Raw genomic sequence first — 22966 nt, 5'->3', positions numbered from 1 at the left:
TATTTTTACAAACTTTCAAGCAAAAATTGTTGAGACTCGATTACTTTCAAAACCGCACTTATCGTATCCAGTGAGGTGAACAAAGGGACTCCGTGTTCAACAGACTCCCGGCGGATCATAAATCCATCAGAGTTCGTCTGGCGGGACTTGTCCATTGTATTTACCACGACTTGGACTGTTCCGTCACTGATGATATCTAAAACATTTTTGCCGTTTTTATTAATTTTTGCTACTGTTTCCACTTCCAGTCCGGCTTCGGCAAGAAATTGAGCAGTCCCTTCCGTGGCAAACAACTTGAATCCGATGTTCGCAAAGCGCTGGGCAATAGCTATCGATTCTTCTTTCGTCTCATCAGCGATAGTGAATAAAATCGAACCATGGTGAGGCAAATTCATATTGCTTGCTTCAAAAGCCTTATACAGTGCCTTTTCAAGAGTCTTATCCGTCCCCATCACTTCCCCGGTGGATTTCATTTCAGGTCCTAAATAAGTATCCACACTTTGAAGTTTCGCAAAGGAAAAGACCGGAGCTTTCACATGAACCAACGGACTATTTTGATATAGACCGCCTTCGTATCCCTGTTCAGCCAGCGACTTGCCTAAAATCGTTTTAGTTGCCACCTGTGCCATCGGAATGCCAGTGACTTTACTTAGAAAGGGCACTGTACGGCTGGCACGAGGATTCACTTCGATTACATAGACTTCATCGTTATGAATAACGTACTGTATGTTCATCATACCATAACAATGAAGACCTAGAGCAAGACGTTTTGTATAATCAATAATCGTTTCCACGATTTTTGGTGATAAAGTCTGGGGCGGATAAACGGCGATGGAATCTCCCGAGTGAACACCAGCCCGTTCAATATGTTCCATGATACCAGGTATCAGCACATCTTTTCCGTCGCAAATCGCATCAACTTCGCATTCTTTACCAACCAAGTAACGGTCGATCAGGACGGGATGTTCTGGAGAAGCCTTGACAGCTTCTTTCATATAAGACATCAAATCTGCTTGATTACCGACGATTTCCATTGCTCGTCCCCCTAGGACATAGCTAGGACGAACCAGTACAGGATAGCCGATGCTTTCAGCAATTTTCACAGCTTCAGGAACACTGGTTGCAGTATCTCCTAAAGGTTGGGGAATGTCTAAATCTTTCAATGCCTGCTCAAACAAGTCGCGGTTTTCTGCTAAATCAAGGTCGTCAATATTTGTTCCGATGATTGGCACACCGGCTTTGTCCAAAGAGTCTGCCAAATTGATTGCAGTCTGTCCGCCAAATTGAACGATGACACCTTTCAGCTGTTCCAAATCTACTACGTTCATCACATCTTCAAAGGTCAAAGGATCGAAATATAGTTTGTCTGAGATGGAAAAATCTGTTGAAACAGTTTCCGGATTGTTATTTATCACAATCGCCTCATACCCCAGCTGCTGAATTGCTTTTACTGAATGAACAGTTGCGTAATCAAACTCTACTCCCTGCCCGATTCGGATAGGTCCTGACCCGAGAACTAAAACAGCAGGTTTGCCGGACGGCTGACTTTCATTTTCAAAATCATAGGTGCTGTAAAAATAAGGTGTTTTAGATTCAAATTCTGCGGCACAGCTATCCACCATCTTATAGACGGGTCTTAGATTATTTTCCAGTCTTAATTTTCTAACTTCGGCTTCGCTGCCCGACCAAAAATCTGCGATGGTTTTGTCTGAAAATCCGTAGACTTTTGCTTTTTTCAATGTCTGCACACACCAAGGATTGTCAGCCAGTTCTTTTTCGATTGCCACAATGTACTCCAAACAATCAAGGAAAAGCGGGTCGATTTTCGTTAAGTCGAAAAGTTCCTCGACTGTATCCCCTCTTCTAAAGGCCTCTGCCAGATAAAAAATCCTATCGTCTTGAGCATGGACAATTTTGTCATGCAATTTTTCTTCACTGCCATCTGCTGTTTCTGCCAACTTTAGATGGGTCGTCCCTAGTTCTAATGAACGTACTGCTTTTAAAGTCGCCTCTTCCAAGTTGCGGCCAATAGCCATTACTTCTCCGGTAGCTTTCATCTGTGTCCCTAAACGACGCTCGCCTTTTTCAAATTTATCGAAAGGCCAGCGGGGAATTTTCGCTACCACATAATCCAACGTAGGTTCAAATACCGCAAAGGTCGTTTCCGTTACGGGATTTTTGATTTCGTCCAGTGTCAAACCGATAGCGATTTTAGCTGCTAATTTCGCAATAGGATAACCGGTAGCTTTGCTTGCCAAAGCAGAAGAACGGCTCACACGGGGATTGACTTCAATAACGTAGTAGTTGAAGCTATCGGGATCCAGAGCCAACTGCACATTGCAGCCCCCTTCGATTTCAAGAGCACGGATAATTTTCAATGAAGCATCCCTTAACATCTGATGTTCGATATCTGTCAGCGTTTGGCTAGGGGCATAAACGATGGAATCACCGGTATGGATGCCTACCGGGTCAAAGTTTTCCATGTTACAAACCACGATTGCATTATCGGCAGAGTCACGCATGACTTCATATTCAATTTCTTTGTAACCGGCGATACTTCTTTCAATCAAGCACTGGGTGGCAGGGGATAATTTTAATCCATTGCTGGTGATTTCTACCAACTCAGTCAAGTCGTGACACATGCCTCCACCTGTTCCCCCAAGGGTAAAGGCAGGACGTACTATCAAAGGAAAGCCGATTTTTTCTGCAAATTCAATGGCCTGTTCAACCGTATTCACAATGGTACTTTCCGGGATGGGCTGATCCAACTCTTCCATCAGCTGTTTGAACAAGTCCCGGTCCTCAGCTTTGTCGATAGCTGACAGCTTAGTCCCCAGCAATTCAACCTGATACTCATCTAAAATACCTGATTTTGCCAAGGTCATCGCCATATTTAAACCGGTTTGCCCTCCAAGAGTAGGCAAAAGAGCATCCGGACGTTCTTTACGAATAATACGGGAAACAAATTCTTCCGTGATGGGTTCAATATAAACTTTGTCAGCAACTTCTTTGTCTGTCATAATCGTAGCCGGATTGGAATTTACTAAAACTACCTCGTAGCCATCTTCTTTCAGTGCAAGACAGGCTTGGGTGCCTGCATAGTCAAATTCTGCGGCTTGACCGATAACAATCGGCCCGGAACCAATGACCATTATTTTTTTAATATCTGTTCTTCTTGGCATCAGGTGTCTCCTTCCAAGTGTCCATTAATTTTATAAATTTCCCAATGACATGCTGTCCATCGTGAGGACCTGGTGCGGCATCGGGATGAAATTGTACCGAAAAGGCTGGATCGGTCTTATGTTTCAATCCTTCAATACTGCCGTCATTGATTTCTAAATGTGTCACCACTAAATCAGTCTTTTCAAGAGACTGTTCAGATATAGCATAGCTATGATTTTGAGAAGTAAAGTCAATTGTATTCGTTTCAAGGTCTCGCACAGGATGGTTGCTGCCTCTATGTCCAAAAGGCAGTTTATAAGAAGACGCCCCGTTTGCTAATGCAAACAACTGGTGACCAAGACAAATCCCAAACAAGGGAACTTTTCCTTGAATTCCTTGGATCAGCGGAATTGCTTCAGGAACATTTTCTGGACTTCCGGGACCATTGCTCAACAACACACCGTCTGGAGCCAGATTTAAAATCTCTTCGGCAGATGTATTGTAAGGAACTACCGTCACTTGACATTGGTAGCGGCTTAATTCCCGCAAAATACTGTGTTTCAATCCAAAGTCGACCACGACAACATTCTTGCCTAATCCCGGATTAGGATAAGGCTTGGTGGTGGACACTTCTGCCACCAGCTTGGAAGACATCACGGTGGCCTTCAGCTGGTCTAAGGCATGGGCCGGATCAGTTTCCACATTGATAATGCAAGCCTTCAGTGTGCCTTTTTCACGGATTTTTTTTGTCAGCATCCGTGTATCGATCCCTTTGATTCCCGGGATGTTTTTTTGTTTCAAATATTGATCTAAACTGACACTGGTACGCCAATTGGATGGTCTTCTTGCAAGTTCTCTCACTACTATCCCATGGCAGCTAGGTTCAATTGATTCAAAATCATCGCGATTGATGCCCGTGTTGCCAATCAAAGGATAAGTAAATACAATGATTTGTCCGTTAAAACTCGGGTCGCTGATTTCTTCTTGATAGCCAGTCATTCCCGTAGTGAAAACCAACTCTCCGGTACTGACTTCACTTGACCCGAAGCCTTCTCCTTCAAAAACTGTGCCATCTTCTAATAGTAGTAATCTTTTCAAACTATTTACCCCTTTTCGTCCAAACTAATTTTCCAGAAACAAATGTATACATGGTTTCTCCATAAACTTTTTCCCCTAAAAATGGCGTATTGTCCGATTTGGAGGCAAAATCTTCTGCCTTGATTTCAAATGAATCAGCCAGATTAAAAAGGGCAAGATCTGCTGGGGCACCAATGTCCAAAGTCCCTGAGGTCAAACCAAAGATTCGAGCCGGCTTGTCAGTCATCCAATCAATGACTTGTTTCAGTGTAAAAATATTTGTTTTCACGAAATGGGTATACATCAATGAAAAAGCTGTTTCGCTGCCCACGATTCCAAAAGGTGCTTTCACCATGGACTGGGCTTTTTCTTCCCGGCTGTGAGGGGCGTGATCCGTTGCGATACAATCGATTGTTCCATCAAGAAGCCCTTCTATCAGTGCCTGACGGTCATCTTCACCGCGTAGGGGCGGATTCATTTTGTAAGTCGCATCATCACTAGGAATATCTTTATCTGATAAGATGAGATGATGAGGACAGACTTCACAAGTAACGTTGACGCCGGCACGTTTAGCATCGCGGATGATTCGCACACTTTCTTTAGTAGACACATGGCAGACATGGTAATGAACCCCAGTTTCTTCAGCCAAAATTAAATCTCTGGCAATTTGAGAAGATTCAGTAGCACTTAGAATACCGGGAAGACCTAAATCTTTTGATTTTTCCCCATGATGCATGCACCCGCCAAACAGCAACGATTCATCTTCTGTGTGGGCAACGATGGACATGCCGACTTCTGCCGCAGCTTTCATTGCCTGATACATGACGCCGGCCGTTTGAACACCCACACCGTCATTGGTAAAAGCGAAAGCACCTGCTTCTTTCAGTTCTTTAAAGTTGACCAGCTCATCACTGCGCAAATTTTTGGTGATCGGTGCGTATTGCAGAACGTTCACCACGCCGTCACGGGCGATGATTTTTTGGATTTCTTCCAGTTTTTCTGCTGTGTCAGGCACAGGATCCAAGTTCGGCATCGCACAGACGGTAGTATATCCGCCCCGGGCTGCTGCCGCACTGCCTGTGGCGATGGTTTCTTTATGGGTAAACCCGGGTTCTCTAAAGTGGACATGGACATCCACCAGTCCAGGTGTGACCAGTGCCCCTTGTGCATCAATCTTTTCGTCAAACTTGACACCTTGTTCTTCCAGTGCTGATCCTTTTGCTTGGATTTTTCCATCTTTCAACAGAAATTCGCAGGGGATCAATTGGTTACGTTCGTTTAAAACAAGACTGTTAATAATAAGTGTAGCCATCATTATGCCTTCCCTTCTAAAATTGCTTCTAAAATTGCCATTCTCATATAGACTCCATTACTCATTTGGATTACAATGCGTGATTGCAAGCTTTCCACCAACTCATCAGCCAATTCCACATCGCGGTTCACCGGTGCCGGATGCATGATGATTGCATGTTTTTGTAATTTTTCTGCCCGTTCCACAGTCAAACCGTATTTTTGGTGATAGGCTTCTTTGGAGAAAATTTCTCCTTCATGATGGCGTTCATGCTGCACTCGAAGCAGCATCATCACATCGACTTTTTCTACGACTTCATCAATCGGAAGATAGGTTCCGTAAGCTTCAAATTTAGCATCGTACCATTCTTCCGGACCAGAAAAATAAACTTTTGCTCCTAAACGTTTCAACATCTGCATATTTGATTTTGCCACTCGGGAATGGCTCAAATCGCCCACAATGCCGACTTTGATGCCTTCAAACTTGCCAAACTCTTCATAAATCGTCATTAAATCCAGCAAGCACTGGGTTGGGTGCTGCCCGCTTCCGTCACCGCCGTTGATGATGGAACAGCGGATCGTTTTACTTTGTATCAGCTGGTGGTAGTAACTTTCTTCCCAATGTCTGATAACACAGGCATCCACACCGATTGCCGACATCGTCAGCACTGTATCATACAAGGATTCCCCTTTATTTACGGAACTGGTTGAAGTATCGAATTCGATGACTTGCAAGCCAAGTTTTCTTTCTGCCACTTCAAAACTTTTATGTGTTCTCGTACTGTTTTCAAAAAATAAATTTGCAACATAATAATCTCTCGGTTTATTAAGCCAAGTGGCACCATTTTTAAATTGTTGTGCCCGTCTGATAAGGCCCATCACTTCTCTGTCATGTAAAGCCTCCACCGTCAACAGATGCTTTAAGCTGACTTGTTCCCGGCTAATAATCATCGCAATACTCCCTTCTCTTCTCTACTTTTCGCTGGCAGCTTCTCTGGGCAGAAAAAGATTCAGAATAATCCCAAACAAACTTGCCAACGCCATGCCTTCCAACTCAAATGTTCCTGCTTTCAATACCAATCCGCCGATGCCGATAACTAAAATTACTGAAGCTATAATCAAGTTTCTTTTTTGATCAAAATCTATCTTATTATCAATGATGATTTTCATGCCGCTGGACGCGATGACGCCGAACAGGATAAAACTGATTCCTGCAATGACGGGACCAGGGATACTTAAAATCACTGCACTGACTTTGCCGACAAAGCTCAAAATAATTGCCAGCGCTGCAGCGCCTCCCAAAACAAAAACACTATGGATTCTTGTGATTGCCAGTACACCGATATTCTCACCGTAACTTGTGACTGGCGGTCCTCCCACTAAACCAGCCATTATTTGTGCTAAACCGTCCCCTAATAAAGTCCGGTCAAGACCGGGATCAGCGAAAAAGTCGCGTTTTGTAAGTTTATTCAGCACACTGATATGTCCCACATGCTCTGTCATCGTGACAAAAGCGATGGGTGCCATCATCAAAACGGCATTCAAATGAAAAGCGGGCTGGTACTGTAAAAAAGGAATATGGATATCAGGAATCGAAAACCATTGTGCTGCCTGGATTGTTTGAATGTCGACGATTCCGAACCCTAGAGAAACAATATAACCGCTGACGATACCTAACAATATCGGAATAAGTCCTAAAAAACCTTTTAAAAGCATATTGAATAAGATAGTCAAAGCTAAAGTAATCAGTGCCACAGCGATATATTTTATACTGTAGACGCCATTATCTAGCATGGCATTTTGAGCAGCGTTTGATGCCAAGCCTAACCCGATCACCATCACTACTGGACCCACGACAATCGGTGGGAGAACATGTGAGAGCCAGTCAGACCCCACTTTTTTAATCACAAGAGACATAAGAATGTAAATCAATCCTGTGGTAAATGCCCCCTGTGCCACTGCCCCGTAACCTGCTTCGGGATTATCCATCAATAATTTCATGGCAGGAATAAAAGCGAAGCTGCTGCCTAAGTAAGCAGGGATTTTAGCTCCTGTGGTAAATAAGTAAAGCAGTGTGCCGATCCCAGAACTCATCAATGCCACACTTGGGTCGATTCCTACTAATATGGGCACCAACACTGTGGCGCCAAACATGGTAAATAAGTGCTGAAAGCTCAAACCGATTCCTTGTAGAAAATTTGGTTTGTCCATAATATCCAGTACTGCATCGCCGTTTCTAAATTCTTGTTCCATCTCATTTTCCCCTCTTCCAGCACAATTTTTCAAAAAAATCTTCTATACCTTTTAATTAAGGACAGAAGATTTTCTATAAGTAAAGTTCGGATACCCTCTTTACTGAATGCTCTTCTCGTCTCTCTGAACGTATTTAAAAAGCAAATAAATTTGATTATGTGACGATAAAGACACCATTTGTCCCATCGTGCTCTTTCATTTGAACGAGAATCTCTTCACTGATTGCAGTGGGAATATTTTTCCCCACGAAATCCGCTCTAATCGGAAGTTGTCTGTGTCCTCGATCTACCAGCACTGCTACTGAAACTTTTTCCGGCCGTCCCACATCCATCAAAGCATCCAAGGCTGCCCTAATCGTCCGTCCGGTAAACAGCACGTCATCCACCAATATCACCTGTTTTCCGGTAATATCAAATGGAATGTCTGATGCCTGAACTGAAGCTTGTCCTGTAGAAATTTCCGGCTTCTTATCATCGCGATAAAGCGTGATATCCAGTTCCCCTACTGGAAGTTGTTTGTTTTCAATTTGAAGTATGCGCTCGGCAATTCTTTTGGCTAAAAAAATTCCCCGTGTTTTGATGCCAACCAAAACAATGTCTTCGAGATGTTTATTACGCTCAATGATTTCATAAGAAATACGTGTCAAAGCTCGTGTCATCGTCATCTCGTCTAATACTTCTTTCTTCATTTGCTCACCCCTTTTCCCAAATAAAAAACCCTATCTCGTCCGCGAGATAGGGTTGAAAATTCTGCAAATAAATGTCCTTGGATAGTCTTTCTCCAAGGGATCACTACGCATTGCTCCTTCTTAGCCTCACGGGACTATGTTTAAAGGAAACACTATTTAGTTCTTATTTATGATAGCTCTTTTCATTAAAAAAAGCAAACTATTTTTCCATTTTTTTCAAAGCTGTCTGAAAGATTTCAGGCGGAGCAACTTCAAACAATAAGTTTTCACCGGAAACAGGATGTTTAAAACCAAGTGTTCCCGCATGAAGAAATTGACCCTGCCCCTTCAAAGTTTTCAAAGGTCCGTAGATTGGATCCCCTGCAATCGGAAAGCCGATATATTTCAAATGAACCCGTATCTGGTGGGTACGCCCCGTTTCCAGCCGGCATTCGATTAAAGTGAATCCCTTGAATCTTTCAAGAACTTTAAAATGTGTGACAGCTCTCTTGCCGCCTTCTCTTACAGTGTTCATCAGACGATTGCTTTTAGACCGGTCGATTGGTGCATCAATGGTTCCCGTTTCATGAGGAATCTCACCGTGGACTAACGCTAAATATTTTCGTATCACCGTTCTCGCCATCAATTGTTCCTGTAAGTTTTTATGTGCCTGATCATTCTTAGCAACGACTAGCAAACCGGAAGTGTCTTTATCGATCCGGTGGACAATCCCGGGACGAATCACATCGTTAATCCCAGACAGATCACTGGTATGGTAAAGCAATCCGTTCACCAAGGTACCTGTCTGATGATTTTTAGACGGATGAACCACCATCCCTTGAGGTTTATTGACCACGATAATGTCCGAGTCTTCATAGACAATAGCTAGTGAAATAGGTTCAGGGGTCAATTCAAGTTCAACGCTCTCAGGAGGCTTGACGACTATTACATCGTTTTTTTTCACCTTGTAATTGGCCGCGGCAGGTTCCCCATTGACAAGCACATTGCCGTCTTTCAGCCAGTGCTGAATTTGGGAACGGGATTTATCTGTCAAATGTCCCGCTAAAACTTTATCTATCCGCCCTTTTTCTTCATTGACAGTCAGAGTAATGTCTTGTGTCATTTTTTTGCCACCTTCTCCTCTTCTTCCGCGAAAAAGAATATATAAATAAAAACGCAGATGACACCGATGACGATGCTGACATCAGCAACATTGAAAATCGGGAAATTGATAAACTCAAATTGAAACATGTCTACAACATACTGCATCCGGACCCGGTCAATGAAATTTCCTAAAGCTCCGGCGATGATCAGCGCCAATCCCACAGTCATCCAACGACTGTTCGAACGGTTTTGATAAAGCAAATACACTAGAACGATCAAGGCAGCGACTGTCATGATATAAAAAAACCACATTTTCCCTTCAAACATGCTCCAAGCGGCACCTGTGTTGCGGATATGAGTCAAGGACAACACTGGATTTTCCATGATAGTTTCTCCAAACGGGATATTTTCCACCGTCCACCACTTTACCAGCTGATCAAGCCCAACTGACATCAATATAATTGCGATATACCACATAACTGGCTCCCTTCATTCACCGTAATAATTTTTAAATACGTCTCTCGGACGGATGATTCCCAACAAATTTCCATCTGGGTGACCGTCTTTAGTAATCAGCAGAGCTTCGAGATAGGGTGAATTAAGAAATAATTCCACTGCCTCGAATACAGGTGTATTGGCCGAGATAAAACGGTAATTTTGGCTCCTGCGGTCTGCATCTAAAACATCGAAAGCAGTTTTTCCTTCAATATCAAGATAGTTGTTCTTTGAATGTCTTGCCAACCAGATACCCAATCCGTGAGCCGTGATTAATCCCAAAAATTTTCCCCGGCGGTAAATAGGAAACTGGGAGTAGCCTTTTGAAGCAACGATTTTCAACAGGTCACTCAAGAGAGTGTCCTGTTCAAACCCGGTAACTTTCTTCTGAAACAGCGGAATGACTTTTTCAGGATTGAGTAAATCTTTCTCAATTTCAGTGATTGTTTTGACCGCCCATTCGTTAGGTTCCGCAATGATGAAATCAGGGGCAATCTGGTCATGGACGATAGCGTTGCGCAGCTGTGCCAACTGAATCAAATCATCCGCATGTTCTTGGATCAGCAGATCCTTGCGTCGTGAAAGACGGCGCACTAATTCGCTGAAACCGATGTTTGACGGATTATTCAACTGTCGGCGCATCCACTTTTCAATTCGATTGAAAGAAGTTAAAAAAATCTCCGAGTTACGCTTCACGTCTATTCTCCTCTATTAAATAAAATTTTTTCGTCATGGCAATCGCAAAAACCACATAGCCTAAAACGATAACGATAGCTAATAGCCATGACTGAAAGAAAATCGGAAAAATAAAGGTAAAGGTAAAAAACAAAATATAAAGTCTTAAAATGATAGGATTTAATTTGACCGTCAACTTCTGCCCTTGATTTGTTTCAGATAAAGTAAAAGGCTCGCTTCTCAATATGGAGAGCTTCACAGACAACTGGTCTCCCTCTGAAAATTCTATCTCTTTTTCGCTGTCGTATGCCAGCGAATCAACAGACTCCCCATTTTTTATGATGGATAGGGCTGATCCCATACCAAAAAATCCTGTTTGTCTTTTAAGTGAAAATTTCATCTAGCTCACACCTTTTATATAAATTCTCTAACTATAATAGCAACAATTCAAAAAAAAAGCCAAGCAGATTACCTACTGCTTGGGAAAGATATCAAAAATAACTAGACAGTTATTTTTTTTACCAAATTTTTCTTCACTGTTGAAGGAGTTTTTTTGAATAACTTACCAAAAATAAAGCCTAATTTAAATATCAGCTTCTGTAAATGTGTCAATTCTACCACTCCCCTACTTGTTATCTTTAGTATAACTAAAATCTTTCATATTGTTAAGAGTAAATAATTTTTTAATCATTTCTTATTGAAAATGTAATATTTTTAATATTAGGCTGTTAGAAAAACTAATAAGCTGGCAAAATTTGCAAGTTATCACCCAAAAAAACTTAGAAAATCATCCCAGTAGTAAATAAAAATCTTAGTATATTCAGAAAAAGCAAAGTTAAAACGGATAAATCCCCGATGACGGAAACAAAAATAATGGCAAATCTAAAAGTCATGACATTGTATCCTTGATAGCCTTAAACTATTGAACAATGAGACAATCATTTGCAGCCAAGGGGAAAGGTTATAACAGTTTAAATCAGACATCTCATAAAATGTTTCAATGCCTTTGATTGACCTTTATTCCCATTGTACTTATAATGGAGAGTGTATTCTAAAATAGATTGACTGGGGGAGTGTAAAATGACTGAAGGCACAGTGAAGTGGTTTGATGACAAGAAAGGTTATGGTTTTATAACCTATCATGAAAATGAAGAGATTTTTGTTCATTTTACAGGCATCATGGGAGAAGGTTTTCGGACATTAAAAGCCAATCAGCCAGTGATATTTGAAATAAAAGAAGGTCGGCGCGGCCCGCAGGCAACTAATGTTGAATTACGAGAAGAGAATGATAATTAAAAAAAGCGGAACTGACTTGACCAATCCAGTCAGCTCCGCCTTTATTTTTCTTTCATCTGAATGATTTGTCCCGCAAATTCCGGGTGAGAAGCTATCTCCGCCAAAAATCCTTGCAGGGTTTTTCTTCTCATCAAAAAAATATTTCTATCCATCTTTCCTTTGAAATGTTTAATCGTCAAGGTGAAGCCATGGCTTCCCACTGAGATGCTTTCAATATTTTTTATCATTACCCTTCTCTTTATCTTGGGATTTATACAACATTGATAGAGATGTCTCTCCGTAACTAAAAAATATTTCATCCAACCGTTGAGGACGAATAACAATGAGATAAAAATCAAAGTAATTGTCAGCCAGTTGAATTTGATTTTCTCCAGCTGGATAATGATACCCAGACACAACAAGCCGATCGTGTAAGACCAGTAGATAACAAATCTGGAAATTTCAGGCTGCCAGTGATATTTTTTGTATGTAACCGATTGTTTTTTCACTTAAATTCCTCGCAATTTTCAAACATCTAGGTTTATATTAACACATGTAAAATGATATCTAAACTATTTTAAAGGAAGTAATTTTATGTTAAAGATTTATATTGATGCAGCAACCAAGGGAAACCCGGGACCGAGCGGTATCGGTATCATTTTATTGACCGAAACGATTTATGAACAGCTTCATTTTCCTATTCCCCACATGAGCAATCATGAAGCTGAATTTTTTGCTGCAGTCAAAGCGCTTGAAATCGCAGTGGATAAAGGCTTAAATACCACTACCGCATTTCTATATACTGACAGTAAAATCGTCAGTAAAGTAATCGACAGCAATCATACTAAAAATCCTCTGTTCCAACCTTACTTGGTAAAAATCAACCAGCTGCTGGCAAAATTTCCATTGGTCATCATTCAATGGATTCCCGAAAGCAAAAACAAAGGTGCGGACCAGCTGGCACGTCAAGGTCTGCAAAAATCATTAAAATCAATTTCTTAATCTATCCCCCCTGTTTCATTGTTTTAAACAAAACACCATTACATGCAGAAAATTTTTTCTGCGTGTTTTTACTTTAAATTTTTATAATTATATGATATAGTTTTAAAAACTAGATGAAAGGATATATAAAAACTAACATGCAAGATAAACAGGTTTCCTGGCAGGAAGAGCTTCGGAGCATCCGTTTGCCCCGCTGGTCTGAACTTCCGGATATTCCGCTTTATATGGATCAGCTGGTCACCCTTGTCAGCCGCTATGTCCAGCCCTTTCAAGTTGACGACACCAGCGACAAAGCTCTGACCCCCAACATGGTCAATAACTATGTCAAAAAAAAATATGTTTTGGCACCGGAAAAAAAGCGATACGATCGACGACATCTGGCAAGGCTGATTATCATCACGATTTTGAAACAATCTTTTGATTTACCCACAGTCCATTTAGGTATCCAGTCTCAAATCGATCAAGGGGACTACAAACAAGCTTATGATCAGTTTTGCAAGCAACTAGAAGATTCCATTGCTCTTTTGACACCAGAACAAAAACAGCAAACCATTGAAATTAATTTTTCAGATAATCAATACCGCGCCGTACAGATGGCTACCTTATCCCTTGCGGCAAAATTCGTAGCAGCAAAAGCGTTACGTGAAAATTTATAGGAGAGTGCAGCAAATGACAGAAAAAATCGCGTTACTCGTTGATTCTGCGATGGATCTACCACCAGAAATCATAAAAAAACCAGGTGTTTACGTTATCCCTTTGAGTGTTATTTATTCTGAAGGAGCGTATATCGACAAGGTCACTATTACTTCCAAGGAAATTTATGCCCGGCTTGACGAGGAAGTCCCTTCTACTTCTTTGCCTGACGGTGAGTCTATCAGTAAAATTTTAGATGAAATTATTAATGACGGTTTCACTCACTTAATCATCAGCACGATTTCCAGCGGATTGAGTGGAACTAATAATATACTTTCTTTGATGGTAAAAGATTTCCCGCAACTGACAACAACAGTGATCGACACCAAAAGTATCGGCATCGGAGGCGGCTTACAAGGAGCATACGCCAAAGAACTTATCGACCGGGGAGAATCCTTCGCTAACATTAGTGCTCTTCTAGCTGACAGCGTCCAAAAATCACGGGTGTTTTTCAGCATTCCTACACTGGAATATTTGAAAAAAGGCGGCAGAATCGGGTTGGTTTCTTCAATCTTCGGCACAGCCCTAAATCTGAATCCGGTGATTTCCTGTAATGAAGACGGGATTTATTATACGGTTAATAAGGCACGGGGACGGAAAAAAAGTCTGGAGAAGATGATCGGACAAGTAGAAAAATTTTTAGGCACTGACACATCCTACGACTTGGCAGTTGCTTACGGAAACTGCGTCGATGAGGCAAAAGAATTGGCTGAGACACTTAAAGTACGCTTCAGCCATTTTAAACATTTTTACTTTGATGAAGTCAGTCCCGTTCTCGGTGTCCATACTGGGCCGGGAGTTATCGGCATCAGTATCTTGAAAAGAGATTAAAAAATGATTGATAAGAAGTTTTAAAAATTGAAACAGAGATATTTAAAAATTAAAATCCCATGGAATCATCGACTTTACAAAGTGATTTCACGGGATTTTTTCTATTTTGAGACTTATGGTCATTTTTTGTTAGTTAGTTATTCAGACATGTCTAGCTTACTGGAAATTCAACAATCACCGACTTATTTTGAAAATGCTGATTGAAAAGCTTTTAGGTTGGCGACATTTCCCAAAATACTGAAGCACACTTTTTTAAACCCTTGTTTGAATTCTTCAGAAAATAGTATTTGTCGAAACAAATCAGCTACTAGGACAGGGTCATTACCAAATACACCACAGCCGAAAGCTCCCAATATGATGGTTTCACACTCATTTTCCTTAAAAGCTCTTAAAATTTTAATGATTTTTCTCCGCAGATCTTCCTCGTATTCGTCATCAGAGACTTGCAAATCATTATAGCTATTAGCTGATTTATTTGGTGCTGCCATGGTGGCCACATCACATACAACGGGCGTTGCCATCGTCTCCTGACCGAAGATGTCATTTTTTATGAACAAGACATCTGATGAATAAATAAGACGGTCAGAATAAAGATGACGATTAAGATGCTCCTGATGGTAAAAATAATAATCATCCATAAACTGCAAAAGTTCAGGATACAGGAAAGAACATCTTGCCAATGTTTCTTCCTGTGCCGATGCCCCTAATTGAAAGCCTCCTCCTGGTTGAACAGCACTGGCAAAATTAAGTACACCTGTTTTCCCGTGGGGTGTTTCGCGAAATATCCTGTTGATGACATTTTCGTCGCAAACTATGTATTCAGTAACATAGACAGTTTTAGTTTCTCTTTCGGGCAGTTCTGAAATATAAATTTTGCTCCTTTGTTTCAGCTTATTTTTCGGATAGTTCTCGTAATAGGTTAAGGTTTCTTCGGCACTTTGTATCCTCTGATTTTTATCCATGGACTTGTCACCTCTGTTTTTCACTTTTTTATTCAAAGTTGGTTTTCAACAGGTCTTCTTCTCTGTCTCGACCGGTATTTTCCATGACAATATCAAGTGCTTTTTCGTATCGTTTAGTTAAATTTTGATAGTGTTTATGCAGCGCATGAAATCTTGAGGTGCTGTTCACTTTCCACGGTTTTGCTTTGCCGCAATAATGTAATATGACGGTGTGCTTAATAATCCATGGAAAATCTACAAGTCCCATTGTTCGGGTGATATATTTGGAAAATTTTCTTGTGTCATAGTTCCAAATTTCATCAGGAATTTCCAAAGTCATTTTTCCATACAGAGCATTAAAAATATCTTGATCCGGCAACAGCAATGAAGTGATGATACTTTCTTCGATATGGGAAAAAATCGTTTCTTTATTTATGACATTTTTAGCTTTCATCAAATCAATGGCAATCACTCCAGTATTAAAATAGGCGTGTTCTGTTCCTAGACGAAGATTATTGATATCTTGACTGATATCGGTCAAACCAGTGTGGGCCGATGCTGCAAAAACATTGTTTTGAAAATCGATTTCCCATAATGGACGGATGCTGTTAATCACGAGGATATCCGGATCCAGATAGATGACTCTGTTTAAATCTGCAGGAAGTATGTCAGCTGCCAATAGGCGAAAGTACATTTCTTTTGGGTATTTTTTTGATACAGGAGCTTCTGAAAAATGGTCTTCAGTCATTTTTATCACATGGAGATTACAGTTGATAAAATTGGCAAAACGTTCCAGCTCTGCTATCTTTTCATCTGAGATGGATTGGTGGATCAGCCAGATATCAAATGATTCTAAAAAATTATTTTGGACAAGCGAAACCAGCATTGTTTTTAAAGGTTTTATATAATTTTCATTTAGAGTGACTAATATGTGGATTTTATCTTGTTTCATCACGCTCTCTCCTTTATTTTGACCGTAACTGTTGTTTTAAGCACCTCTTGTCTCTATCATAAACTAAATGAAATAATTTATAAAACTATTCAATGTTATTTGATTAATTTTTAAAATAGACATGACATTCCTGCACCATATTGTTTCAAGTTTCTTTTTATCGGTGCTAAAATGAAGATATGGGATACAAATAATAGAAGGAGAAATGATAGCTTTGTCCACATTGAAACACATACTCAAATACGCACTGATTCTGTTGCTTATATATTTTATTTATTGCACCGTTAGTATTCTAGTCTATACTAAAATAAAAATTAATCAGACCTCGGCGGACGTTCAAAAGACGGATGTTAAGTCGATGGAGACTGTTTTAACTCAGGCTGTCTTAAACGAATCTGCAGGTCTCAACAGTCATATTGAAAATGTCCTTCCTCTTCGTTGTCAGTTGGTGGAACAGGCAAAAGAATCTTTATTGATTTGCCAGTATGCGATTTCTGACGATGACAGCGGGATGATTTTTGTCGGAAAATTACTTGAAGCGGCCGAACGTGGTGTCACCATTGAACTGCTGGTCAACGGACTGTCTAACCAAGTAAAAGGCTTTGAACGGCTGCCCTTATCTTTGCTTAGCGAATATCCGAACTTTAAGTTGAGAATGATTGGCGGTTTTAACTTTATCAAGCCGTGGGAAATGAATAATGTCCTGCATGATAAATTAATAATCGTTGACGATGAATATCTTCTTTCTTCAGGAGGAAATATCGAAAACAGATTTACGATGGTGTCTGAAAACCCTAGACCCGTCCATGATTTAGACCTGATTATCCGCAAAAATGGAAAAGCTTCTGAAAACTCATTGATTCCGCAAGCTACCACGTACTTCAACCAACTATGGGAAAATCCTTATGCTGTGAACCTGCTGGACAAGAAAAAGAATACTGCCAGCCACCTAACAGATGACCAGCTTGAAGAAAAAAAGCAAGCCATCCAGACAGCTATGAAAAGACATAAGGAACTGCTATCAAAAGATGTACTTGGTCAAATCACCTATCACCCGTTAGAATCAGGCCACTTAATCCATAATTCCGTGGGGACTCTTGTGAAAGAACCTGTGGTCTGGAAACAATTGTCAACGTTGATCAACCAATCGGAACAAAAAGCAATCATCGCAAGTCCCTATGTGATTTTGACAGACAAGATGTTGGGGTATATCCATGTCCCTTCTCACAGAAACATTAAAATTTTATCTAATTCTGTCAGCAATTCACCAAATTTATTTGCCTTTGGTGGCTACCTGCATCAAAAGCAAAAACTTTTAGAAACCTTTGATATTTGGGAGTTTCAAGGGCAAGGCTCCCTGCATCAAAAAGCATTACTGCTTGATGAAACCGTCAGTATTATCGGCTCGTCAAATCTGGATTCCCGTTCTGCATTTTTAAGCAGCGAGCATATGCTGATTATCAACAGCCGAGAATTTCATGACGAGTTAGAAACTATTTTAAACGACTATAAAGAACAAAGTTTGCAAAGTCTCAGCGAAAAACAAATCGACGACTCAGTACAGACAAATCACACCTCTGACGTCAGCACCTTTAAAAAGGCAGTCCTTAAAATCATCAGCTGGCTCAGTCCATTATTTGACTTTCTGCTTTGATAAAAAAACGGCCGGGAATTCCCCCGACCGTTTTTTTGGTTGTATATTTCGATTCAACTAAAAACCAATATTTTTAGTCAGTTGTCATTGCTTAATTTTATAAGCATCAAAGTATCTGTCTTTCATAAAATCCAACAAATATTGCGGGTTTAACGTTTCCCCTGTCGCCTCGAATATCAACTGATTAGGTTTGCGGGAAGCACCATATTGATGGATACGTTCCTTATTCCATTGAATCATCGGCTGATAATCATCTGAAAGCAAAACGGCATTGATGTCCATGTCCCGACCCATAGCGTGATAAAGTTGCGCCGCGTACATGAATCCGAGCGCATAGGATGGGAAGTAGCCGAAGTTGGCGCCTGACCAGTGAGAATCCTGCAAAATCCCCTCCAAGTCCGTTTCTGGACGAATTCCCAGATACTCTTCATATTTATCGTTCCAGATCTGAGGCAAATCATCTAATTCGACGTTTTCATTAAAAATCATTTTTTCGATTTCGTAACGGATGATAATATGCAAAGGATAAGTTAGGGAATCTGCCTCAATCCGAATCAAACTGCCTTGAGTTGCTTTTAGCCCACGGTAAAAAGTATCAAAATCAATATCATCAAAGGTTCCCTCAGTAACTTTTTGAAAATAAGGATACTGTTTCTGCCAAAAGGCCCGGCTGCCGCCGATAATGATTTCATTAAACAACGACTGAGACTCATGACATCCCATAGAAGTGCCAGTCGCCAGCGGAGTGTAGGCATATCTCGGGTCGATATTCTGTTCATAGAGTCCATGCCCCGCTTCGTGAATCACTCCAAAAACAGCGGTTTGAAAGTTGTCTTCATCCCATCGTGTGGTTATCCTGACATCATTGTGATTCAGTGTTATTTCGAAAGGATGGATGGTGTCATCCAAACGTCCCCGACTCATCTCATAACCCAGATCGGCGATTACCTTTTTGATAAATTTTTTCTGTTGTGCCCTCGTCACTTTACGAAATAAAAAATCCGTGGCAGGGGCTGTTCCTTTTTCAGCGATGGTTCCACGAATCGCCATGATTCCTTCCCGAAGTTTTTCAAAAACATCGTCTAGTATCTCAACGGTCATATCCGGTTCGTGCTGATTTAACAAAACATCATAAGGAGTTTTTTCATCTTTCTGCCACAAAGGAATAAATTCTTTAGTAAAACTGATCAACGAAGACAATGACTCTTTAAAATCCTCGAAATTATTGGTTTTCCGGGCCTTGACCCAATCGCTGTGGCCAAGTGCCAGTGATTTTTGGAAAGCTAAGTAGCAGTTTTTGTCAATACGGTGATTACGATCGAAAGATTCTTTTTCCTTGAGAAACACCGCTTGACCGAACTCTGACAATCCTTCCGGGTGTTCAGTAAAGTAACTCATGAAATCAGTCATTTTATCGCCGTAAGACAAATCATATTCCAGTCCGCTCAGGTACCCCATCAATTCACTGCGCTGTTCAGCAGCTTGTTCCGGCATACCGGTGGCCATATCCCAGTAAAGGAGGCTGTTGGCTTCTTTCAAAAGTTCCCGTTCTTTGATATATGCTAAAAATTCTTTTTCTGTCATCTCTTTCATTCCTTTGAAGTGTCTGGTTTTGCTGGGCGCGGCGGACGCTTGCCCCAATATTGAAAATAATCGGTACGTAAGGCTCCATTATATAGTTTTCGCTTTTTCGTTGCCCTTTCACCATAGGATTTTTCAAACTCCAAGTCACTGGTAAGGATATATTTGCTCCAAGTATCCAGCGGACGAAAAACGTCGCCCATCTCACGGTAAAGTTTTCTCACTGCTTCTTCTTCCCCCAAACGTTCTCCGTATGGCGGATTGGCAACCATCACACCGTATTCTTTTTCTGTGCGAAAATCTGCCAGCTGCATTTGTTTGAAAACAATCGAATCGCCGAGACCTGCTTCTTCTGCGTTCTTTTTCGCCAGTTCAATCATCCTGCCGTCAATGTCTGTTCCCATAATATCCAATTCACAGTCGTAGTCTGCCAGTGATTCAGCTTCATCACGAACTTTTTCAAATGCTTCATCTTCAAACCATGTCCAGTCTTCACAGGCAAAGCTGCGGTTAAAACCGGGGGCGATATTATGTCCAATCAGAGCTGCTTCGATACAAATCGTTCCAGAGCCGCACACCGGATCATAAAACGGCCGGTCTTTTCTCCAGTTGGTTAAAAGCACCAAGGCAGCTGCCATATTTTCTTTCAGCGGTGCCCCACCCTTGTCCAGCCGGTAACCCCGTTTGAATAAACTTGGACCAGTAGTATCCAGTGTAATGGTGACCTTATCTTTCAGCAAAGATACTTCCAGCTGATAATGGGCACCTGATTCCGGCAATCTGCCATAGCGGTGATAGTAATCACTTAGCCGCTTAACGATGGCTTTCTTCGTGATTGCCTGACAATCGGAAACACTGAATAATTTTGATTTGATAGATTTTCCGGCCACAGGAAATTCCGCATCCATAGGCAAATATTCTTCCCATGGGAGAGCCGCTGTTTGTTCGAAAAGTTCTTCAAAAGTAGTTGCTTTGAATTCCCCGACAATAATTTTTATCCGATCGGCTGTTCTTAACCATAAATTAGTTTTAGCAATTGTTTCCATTGTTCCGTAAAAAATAGCCCGTCCATTTTCTACCTGACAATCAATACCTAAATCACGTAATTCTTTACCAACTAGAGCTTCGATGCCGCTTGCTGCAGTTGCCATTAATTTAAATCGTTCCATCCTATTCACCCCAGTTGTTAGTAAATGTTAAAAAAGCTTTCCATTAACTAACGGAAAGCAAAATAATCCTGATAAGTGTAGTTTTCTATAAGCCATGTTCTGTATTGATTTTTCTCAGGAGAAAAAAATCAACGGTAATAATCTGTCTACGGAGAGAATCTCCGTCTCTTTTCTTCGTTCATTTCCTTGAAAAGAATGCCCCTACCTGAATTTGGGTTGCTCTCTCGAGGGGTTTACCCGTTCCACCGGTTTTATTTCTAAAACCGCTTCGTCACTGTGGCACTTTCAAGCCTACTCAAGCATAGCTTACGCCGTAGCTTTTTTAGCTGCCGTTGCTCAATAAAGAGCACCTTAGCTTATGATTTCGCTAAGCACGAACACTACAAGCATCTCAGCTTGTGAGAGCATGGACTTTCCTCAACAACTCTTAAAGAGCTGCTGTAATTACCCGAAAACTACACGGATGTCAGTCATCTTAAAATTGTTTAGTTTGGTCTAAATCATTGTCATTAGAAAGCAATTTGCTGCCAAAAACTTCTTTTTCCAAATTAGAAAGTCGTTTTAAAATATCAAAATTAGTTGCAGGGCTAGCCTGTTTTGGCGTTTCCTGACGGATTCGCGACAAGGTTTCCGTGCTCTTAGTCAATTGGTCTACTTTTGAAATCAGACGCTGATTTTCTTCTTTTAAGTCTAAAATATCCCGGTTGAACTGTTCATAATCCTTGATGATATTATCCAAAAACTCATCTACTTCAATCGCATCGTAGCCTCTCATTTTTGTCTTGAATTCTTTTTGTAAAATTTCTCTCGCTGTAAAATTATAATTTGCCATCTTCTAGCACCCCATCTATGTTTAAGTGTCTTATTTTTTCTATTAATGCGCTCCTAATATATTGTATCTAAATTTTACATGAAAATCAATCAGATAATCATTCATCTGCCACATCTTGCAATTCAAACATCCCGATGGTTTCCATGGAATAGTCGTTATTTTCTTGAAACTTCAATACATCACGATAAAAATACTCAGTTTTGCCGGGATAATCGGAATCATATACCAGCAGACATCCTTGAGTCTTTTCAAGGATGAAGTTCGTATGATTTTTTAGCTGCACCGGGGAGCTATAAGGCTGATGGGAGGTCGAATTTTCATAGTCGGCGTTATTTTTCATGGATAATAGTTTTTCCTGATTATTTTCATTCCAATTATTACCAAAGTCGTAAAAAGGAAAAATTAATCCAAGCTGCAAATCGGGATAGTCCTCCTTCAACTCTTGGACGACCTGACTGGCCCAGAACTCCACTCCCAAGTTTCCGCTGATAATAACCCACTCCAAGCCGGCATCTAAATAAGTATTTAAAGATTTAGTTAAAGCTCTTTTTATTATCGTGATTTTTGGATCTTTCTCTTGAAAAATACCTAATTCAAAGTTACGATAACCAGATACATAAAGTGTTTTTATTGGTTTCATTTAACTAGTCTTTCCAATCTAAAATGTTTTTTGATATAATACGTTCTAGGAGTGTGATGGTATGACATTGAATTATCCGAACGGCAGACGTTATTCCGTCAGTTCTTTCTCGGACATCAAAAGTTCCAAGAAAACCAACAAAAAATTCGGCAACCGCGGGATGACTTTTGAAGAGATGATCAACGCAAGCAATCTTTATTATTTACAGCGTGACATTGCCGTCATCCATAAAAAACCGACTCCCATACAAATCGTGAAAGTGGACTATCCAAAAAGAAGTGCGGCGATGATTAAAGAAGCTTACTTCAAGCAGGCGTCCACCACTGACTATAACGGTGTTTACAAGGGCCGCTATTTGGATTTCGAGGCAAAGGAAACAAGAAATAAAACCTCCTTTCCTCTGGCAAATCTCCACGATCATCAAGTTTATCATATGAAAAAATGCGTCAAACAGCAAGGGATAGTTTTTGTTTTGATTTGGTTTTCCACTTTAAAACGCTGCTTTATGCTCAGCAGTTCTAGTTTGTTTGAATGGTGGGATAAAAAAGAAAGCGGAAAAAAATCCATTCCCCTATCTTTTTTTGAATCAGACGGTATCGAAGTTTCAATCGGTTTTGCTCCAAGAGTAGATTATCTGGCTGCACTGGAGAAACATATTTTAGGAGGAACGTAA

The 22966-nt window shown here is 40.6% G+C and carries 23 protein-coding genes and 1 other RNA gene; 6 read left to right on the top strand and 18 right to left on the bottom strand.

Features of this window, described 5'->3' with window-relative positions; genetic code table 11:
* Nucleotides 1-5: 5 nt before the first annotated feature.
* The 10 genes from carB to AC4PHI_RS06740 form a co-directional block, all read right to left on the bottom strand.
* Nucleotides 6-3182: a carbamoyl-phosphate synthase large subunit gene (carB, locus tag AC4PHI_RS06785; protein WP_492199163.1), complete on the bottom strand. Its 3177-nt coding sequence runs from the start codon at nucleotides 3180-3182 to the stop codon at nucleotides 6-8.
* Nucleotides 3160-4260: a carbamoyl phosphate synthase small subunit gene (locus tag AC4PHI_RS06780; RefSeq protein ID WP_492199162.1), complete on the bottom strand. Its 1101-nt coding sequence runs from the start codon at nucleotides 4258-4260 to the stop codon at nucleotides 3160-3162. The genes carB and AC4PHI_RS06780 overlap by 23 nt, the downstream gene beginning before the upstream one ends.
* A gap of 1 nt (nucleotide 4261) precedes the next feature.
* Nucleotides 4262-5551, bottom strand: a complete 1290-nt coding sequence (pyrC, locus tag AC4PHI_RS06775; RefSeq protein ID WP_492201553.1) for a dihydroorotase — start codon at nucleotides 5549-5551, stop codon at nucleotides 4262-4264.
* 2 nt (nucleotides 5552-5553) lie between these two features.
* Entirely contained in the window at nucleotides 5554-6480 is a 927-nt protein-coding gene (locus AC4PHI_RS06770) for an aspartate carbamoyltransferase catalytic subunit (protein WP_492199161.1), read from the bottom strand.
* A 21-nt stretch (nucleotides 6481-6501) separates the two neighbouring features.
* Complete coding sequence (locus AC4PHI_RS06765) at nucleotides 6502-7782, bottom strand: solute carrier family 23 protein (RefSeq protein WP_492199160.1); 1281 nt, start codon at nucleotides 7780-7782, stop codon at nucleotides 6502-6504.
* A 154-nt stretch (nucleotides 7783-7936) separates the two neighbouring features.
* Nucleotides 7937-8470, bottom strand: coding sequence for a bifunctional pyr operon transcriptional regulator/uracil phosphoribosyltransferase PyrR (pyrR, locus tag AC4PHI_RS06760; RefSeq protein WP_492199159.1), 534 nt, complete (start codon nucleotides 8468-8470; stop codon nucleotides 7937-7939).
* A 199-nt stretch (nucleotides 8471-8669) separates the two neighbouring features.
* Nucleotides 8670-9572: an RluA family pseudouridine synthase gene (locus AC4PHI_RS06755; protein ID WP_492199158.1), complete on the bottom strand. Its 903-nt coding sequence runs from the start codon at nucleotides 9570-9572 to the stop codon at nucleotides 8670-8672.
* Nucleotides 9569-10030 carry a signal peptidase II gene (gene lspA / locus AC4PHI_RS06750; RefSeq protein WP_492199157.1) on the bottom strand — a complete coding sequence of 154 codons (462 nt, stop codon included), beginning with the start codon at nucleotides 10028-10030 and terminating at the stop codon, nucleotides 9569-9571. The genes AC4PHI_RS06755 and lspA overlap by 4 nt, the downstream gene beginning before the upstream one ends.
* A gap of 12 nt (nucleotides 10031-10042) precedes the next feature.
* Nucleotides 10043-10690, bottom strand: coding sequence for a CBS domain-containing protein (locus AC4PHI_RS06745; protein ID WP_492201552.1), 648 nt, complete (start codon nucleotides 10688-10690; stop codon nucleotides 10043-10045).
* A 43-nt stretch (nucleotides 10691-10733) separates the two neighbouring features.
* Entirely contained in the window at nucleotides 10734-11123 is a 390-nt protein-coding gene (locus AC4PHI_RS06740; RefSeq protein ID WP_492199156.1) for a hypothetical protein, read from the bottom strand.
* A gap of 680 nt (nucleotides 11124-11803) precedes the next feature.
* Here AC4PHI_RS06740 and AC4PHI_RS06735 point away from each other — a divergent pair.
* Nucleotides 11804-12019, top strand: a complete 216-nt coding sequence (locus AC4PHI_RS06735) for a cold-shock protein (RefSeq protein ID WP_492199155.1) — start codon at nucleotides 11804-11806, stop codon at nucleotides 12017-12019.
* A gap of 41 nt (nucleotides 12020-12060) precedes the next feature.
* Here AC4PHI_RS06735 and AC4PHI_RS06730 read toward each other — a convergent pair whose 3' ends face one another.
* A complete protein-coding gene (locus AC4PHI_RS06730) occupies nucleotides 12061-12507 on the bottom strand; it encodes an EbsA family protein (protein WP_492199154.1) in 447 nt (148 codons plus the stop codon).
* 85 nt (nucleotides 12508-12592) lie between these two features.
* On the opposite strand from AC4PHI_RS06730, the gene AC4PHI_RS06725 reads away from it, so the two are divergent.
* The 3 genes from AC4PHI_RS06725 to AC4PHI_RS06715 all read left to right on the top strand — a co-directional run bounded on the left by AC4PHI_RS06725 (nucleotide 12593) and on the right by AC4PHI_RS06715 (nucleotide 14524).
* On the top strand, nucleotides 12593-13000 hold the full coding sequence (locus tag AC4PHI_RS06725; protein ID WP_492199153.1) for a ribonuclease HI family protein: 408 nt from the start codon (nucleotides 12593-12595) through the stop codon (nucleotides 12998-13000).
* A gap of 137 nt (nucleotides 13001-13137) precedes the next feature.
* Nucleotides 13138-13656, top strand: a complete 519-nt coding sequence (locus AC4PHI_RS06720) for a DUF1836 domain-containing protein (RefSeq protein WP_492199152.1) — start codon at nucleotides 13138-13140, stop codon at nucleotides 13654-13656.
* A gap of 13 nt (nucleotides 13657-13669) precedes the next feature.
* Entirely contained in the window at nucleotides 13670-14524 is an 855-nt protein-coding gene (locus AC4PHI_RS06715) for a DegV family protein (RefSeq protein WP_492199151.1), read from the top strand.
* Nucleotides 14525-14706: 182 nt separating this feature from the next.
* Here AC4PHI_RS06715 and AC4PHI_RS06710 read toward each other — a convergent pair whose 3' ends face one another.
* Together AC4PHI_RS06710 and AC4PHI_RS06705 are read right to left on the bottom strand one after the other, a co-directional pair.
* Nucleotides 14707-15486: a TIGR02452 family protein gene (locus AC4PHI_RS06710; RefSeq protein ID WP_492199150.1), complete on the bottom strand. Its 780-nt coding sequence runs from the start codon at nucleotides 15484-15486 to the stop codon at nucleotides 14707-14709.
* A 28-nt stretch (nucleotides 15487-15514) separates the two neighbouring features.
* Nucleotides 15515-16417 carry a glycosyltransferase family 8 protein gene (locus AC4PHI_RS06705; RefSeq protein ID WP_492199149.1) on the bottom strand — a complete coding sequence of 301 codons (903 nt, stop codon included), beginning with the start codon at nucleotides 16415-16417 and terminating at the stop codon, nucleotides 15515-15517.
* A gap of 358 nt (nucleotides 16418-16775) precedes the next feature.
* On the opposite strand from AC4PHI_RS06705, the gene AC4PHI_RS06700 reads away from it, so the two are divergent.
* Nucleotides 16776-18071, top strand: a complete 1296-nt coding sequence (locus AC4PHI_RS06700; RefSeq protein WP_492199148.1) for a phospholipase D-like domain-containing protein — start codon at nucleotides 16776-16778, stop codon at nucleotides 18069-18071.
* Nucleotides 18072-18155: 84 nt separating this feature from the next.
* Here AC4PHI_RS06700 and AC4PHI_RS06695 read toward each other — a convergent pair whose 3' ends face one another.
* From AC4PHI_RS06695 to AC4PHI_RS06675, 5 genes are all read right to left on the bottom strand, one after another.
* Complete coding sequence (locus tag AC4PHI_RS06695) at nucleotides 18156-19655, bottom strand: carboxypeptidase M32 (RefSeq protein WP_492199147.1); 1500 nt, start codon at nucleotides 19653-19655, stop codon at nucleotides 18156-18158.
* 5 nt (nucleotides 19656-19660) lie between these two features.
* A complete protein-coding gene (locus tag AC4PHI_RS06690) occupies nucleotides 19661-20821 on the bottom strand; it encodes a THUMP domain-containing class I SAM-dependent RNA methyltransferase (RefSeq protein ID WP_492199146.1) in 1161 nt (386 codons plus the stop codon).
* An 83-nt stretch (nucleotides 20822-20904) separates the two neighbouring features.
* An RNA gene (gene rnpB, locus AC4PHI_RS06685) (RNase P RNA component class B) lies at nucleotides 20905-21277 on the bottom strand.
* 19 nt (nucleotides 21278-21296) lie between these two features.
* Nucleotides 21297-21653, bottom strand: a complete 357-nt coding sequence (gene gpsB / locus AC4PHI_RS06680) for a cell division regulator GpsB (RefSeq protein ID WP_492199145.1) — start codon at nucleotides 21651-21653, stop codon at nucleotides 21297-21299.
* Between the two features lie 97 nt (nucleotides 21654-21750).
* The gene (locus AC4PHI_RS06675; RefSeq protein ID WP_492199144.1) at nucleotides 21751-22293 is read right to left on the bottom strand and encodes an SLOG family protein; all 543 of its coding nucleotides are present in this window, start codon (nucleotides 22291-22293) and stop codon (nucleotides 21751-21753) included.
* A 61-nt stretch (nucleotides 22294-22354) separates the two neighbouring features.
* Here AC4PHI_RS06675 and recU point away from each other — a divergent pair, with 61 nt between their 5' ends.
* Nucleotides 22355-22966, top strand: a complete 612-nt coding sequence (gene recU, locus AC4PHI_RS06670; protein WP_492199143.1) for a Holliday junction resolvase RecU — start codon at nucleotides 22355-22357, stop codon at nucleotides 22964-22966.

The sequence above is a fragment of the Vagococcus sp. QWL-13 genome (assembly GCF_058683555.1).
This window is presented reverse-complemented; position numbering and strand designations above follow the sequence as displayed.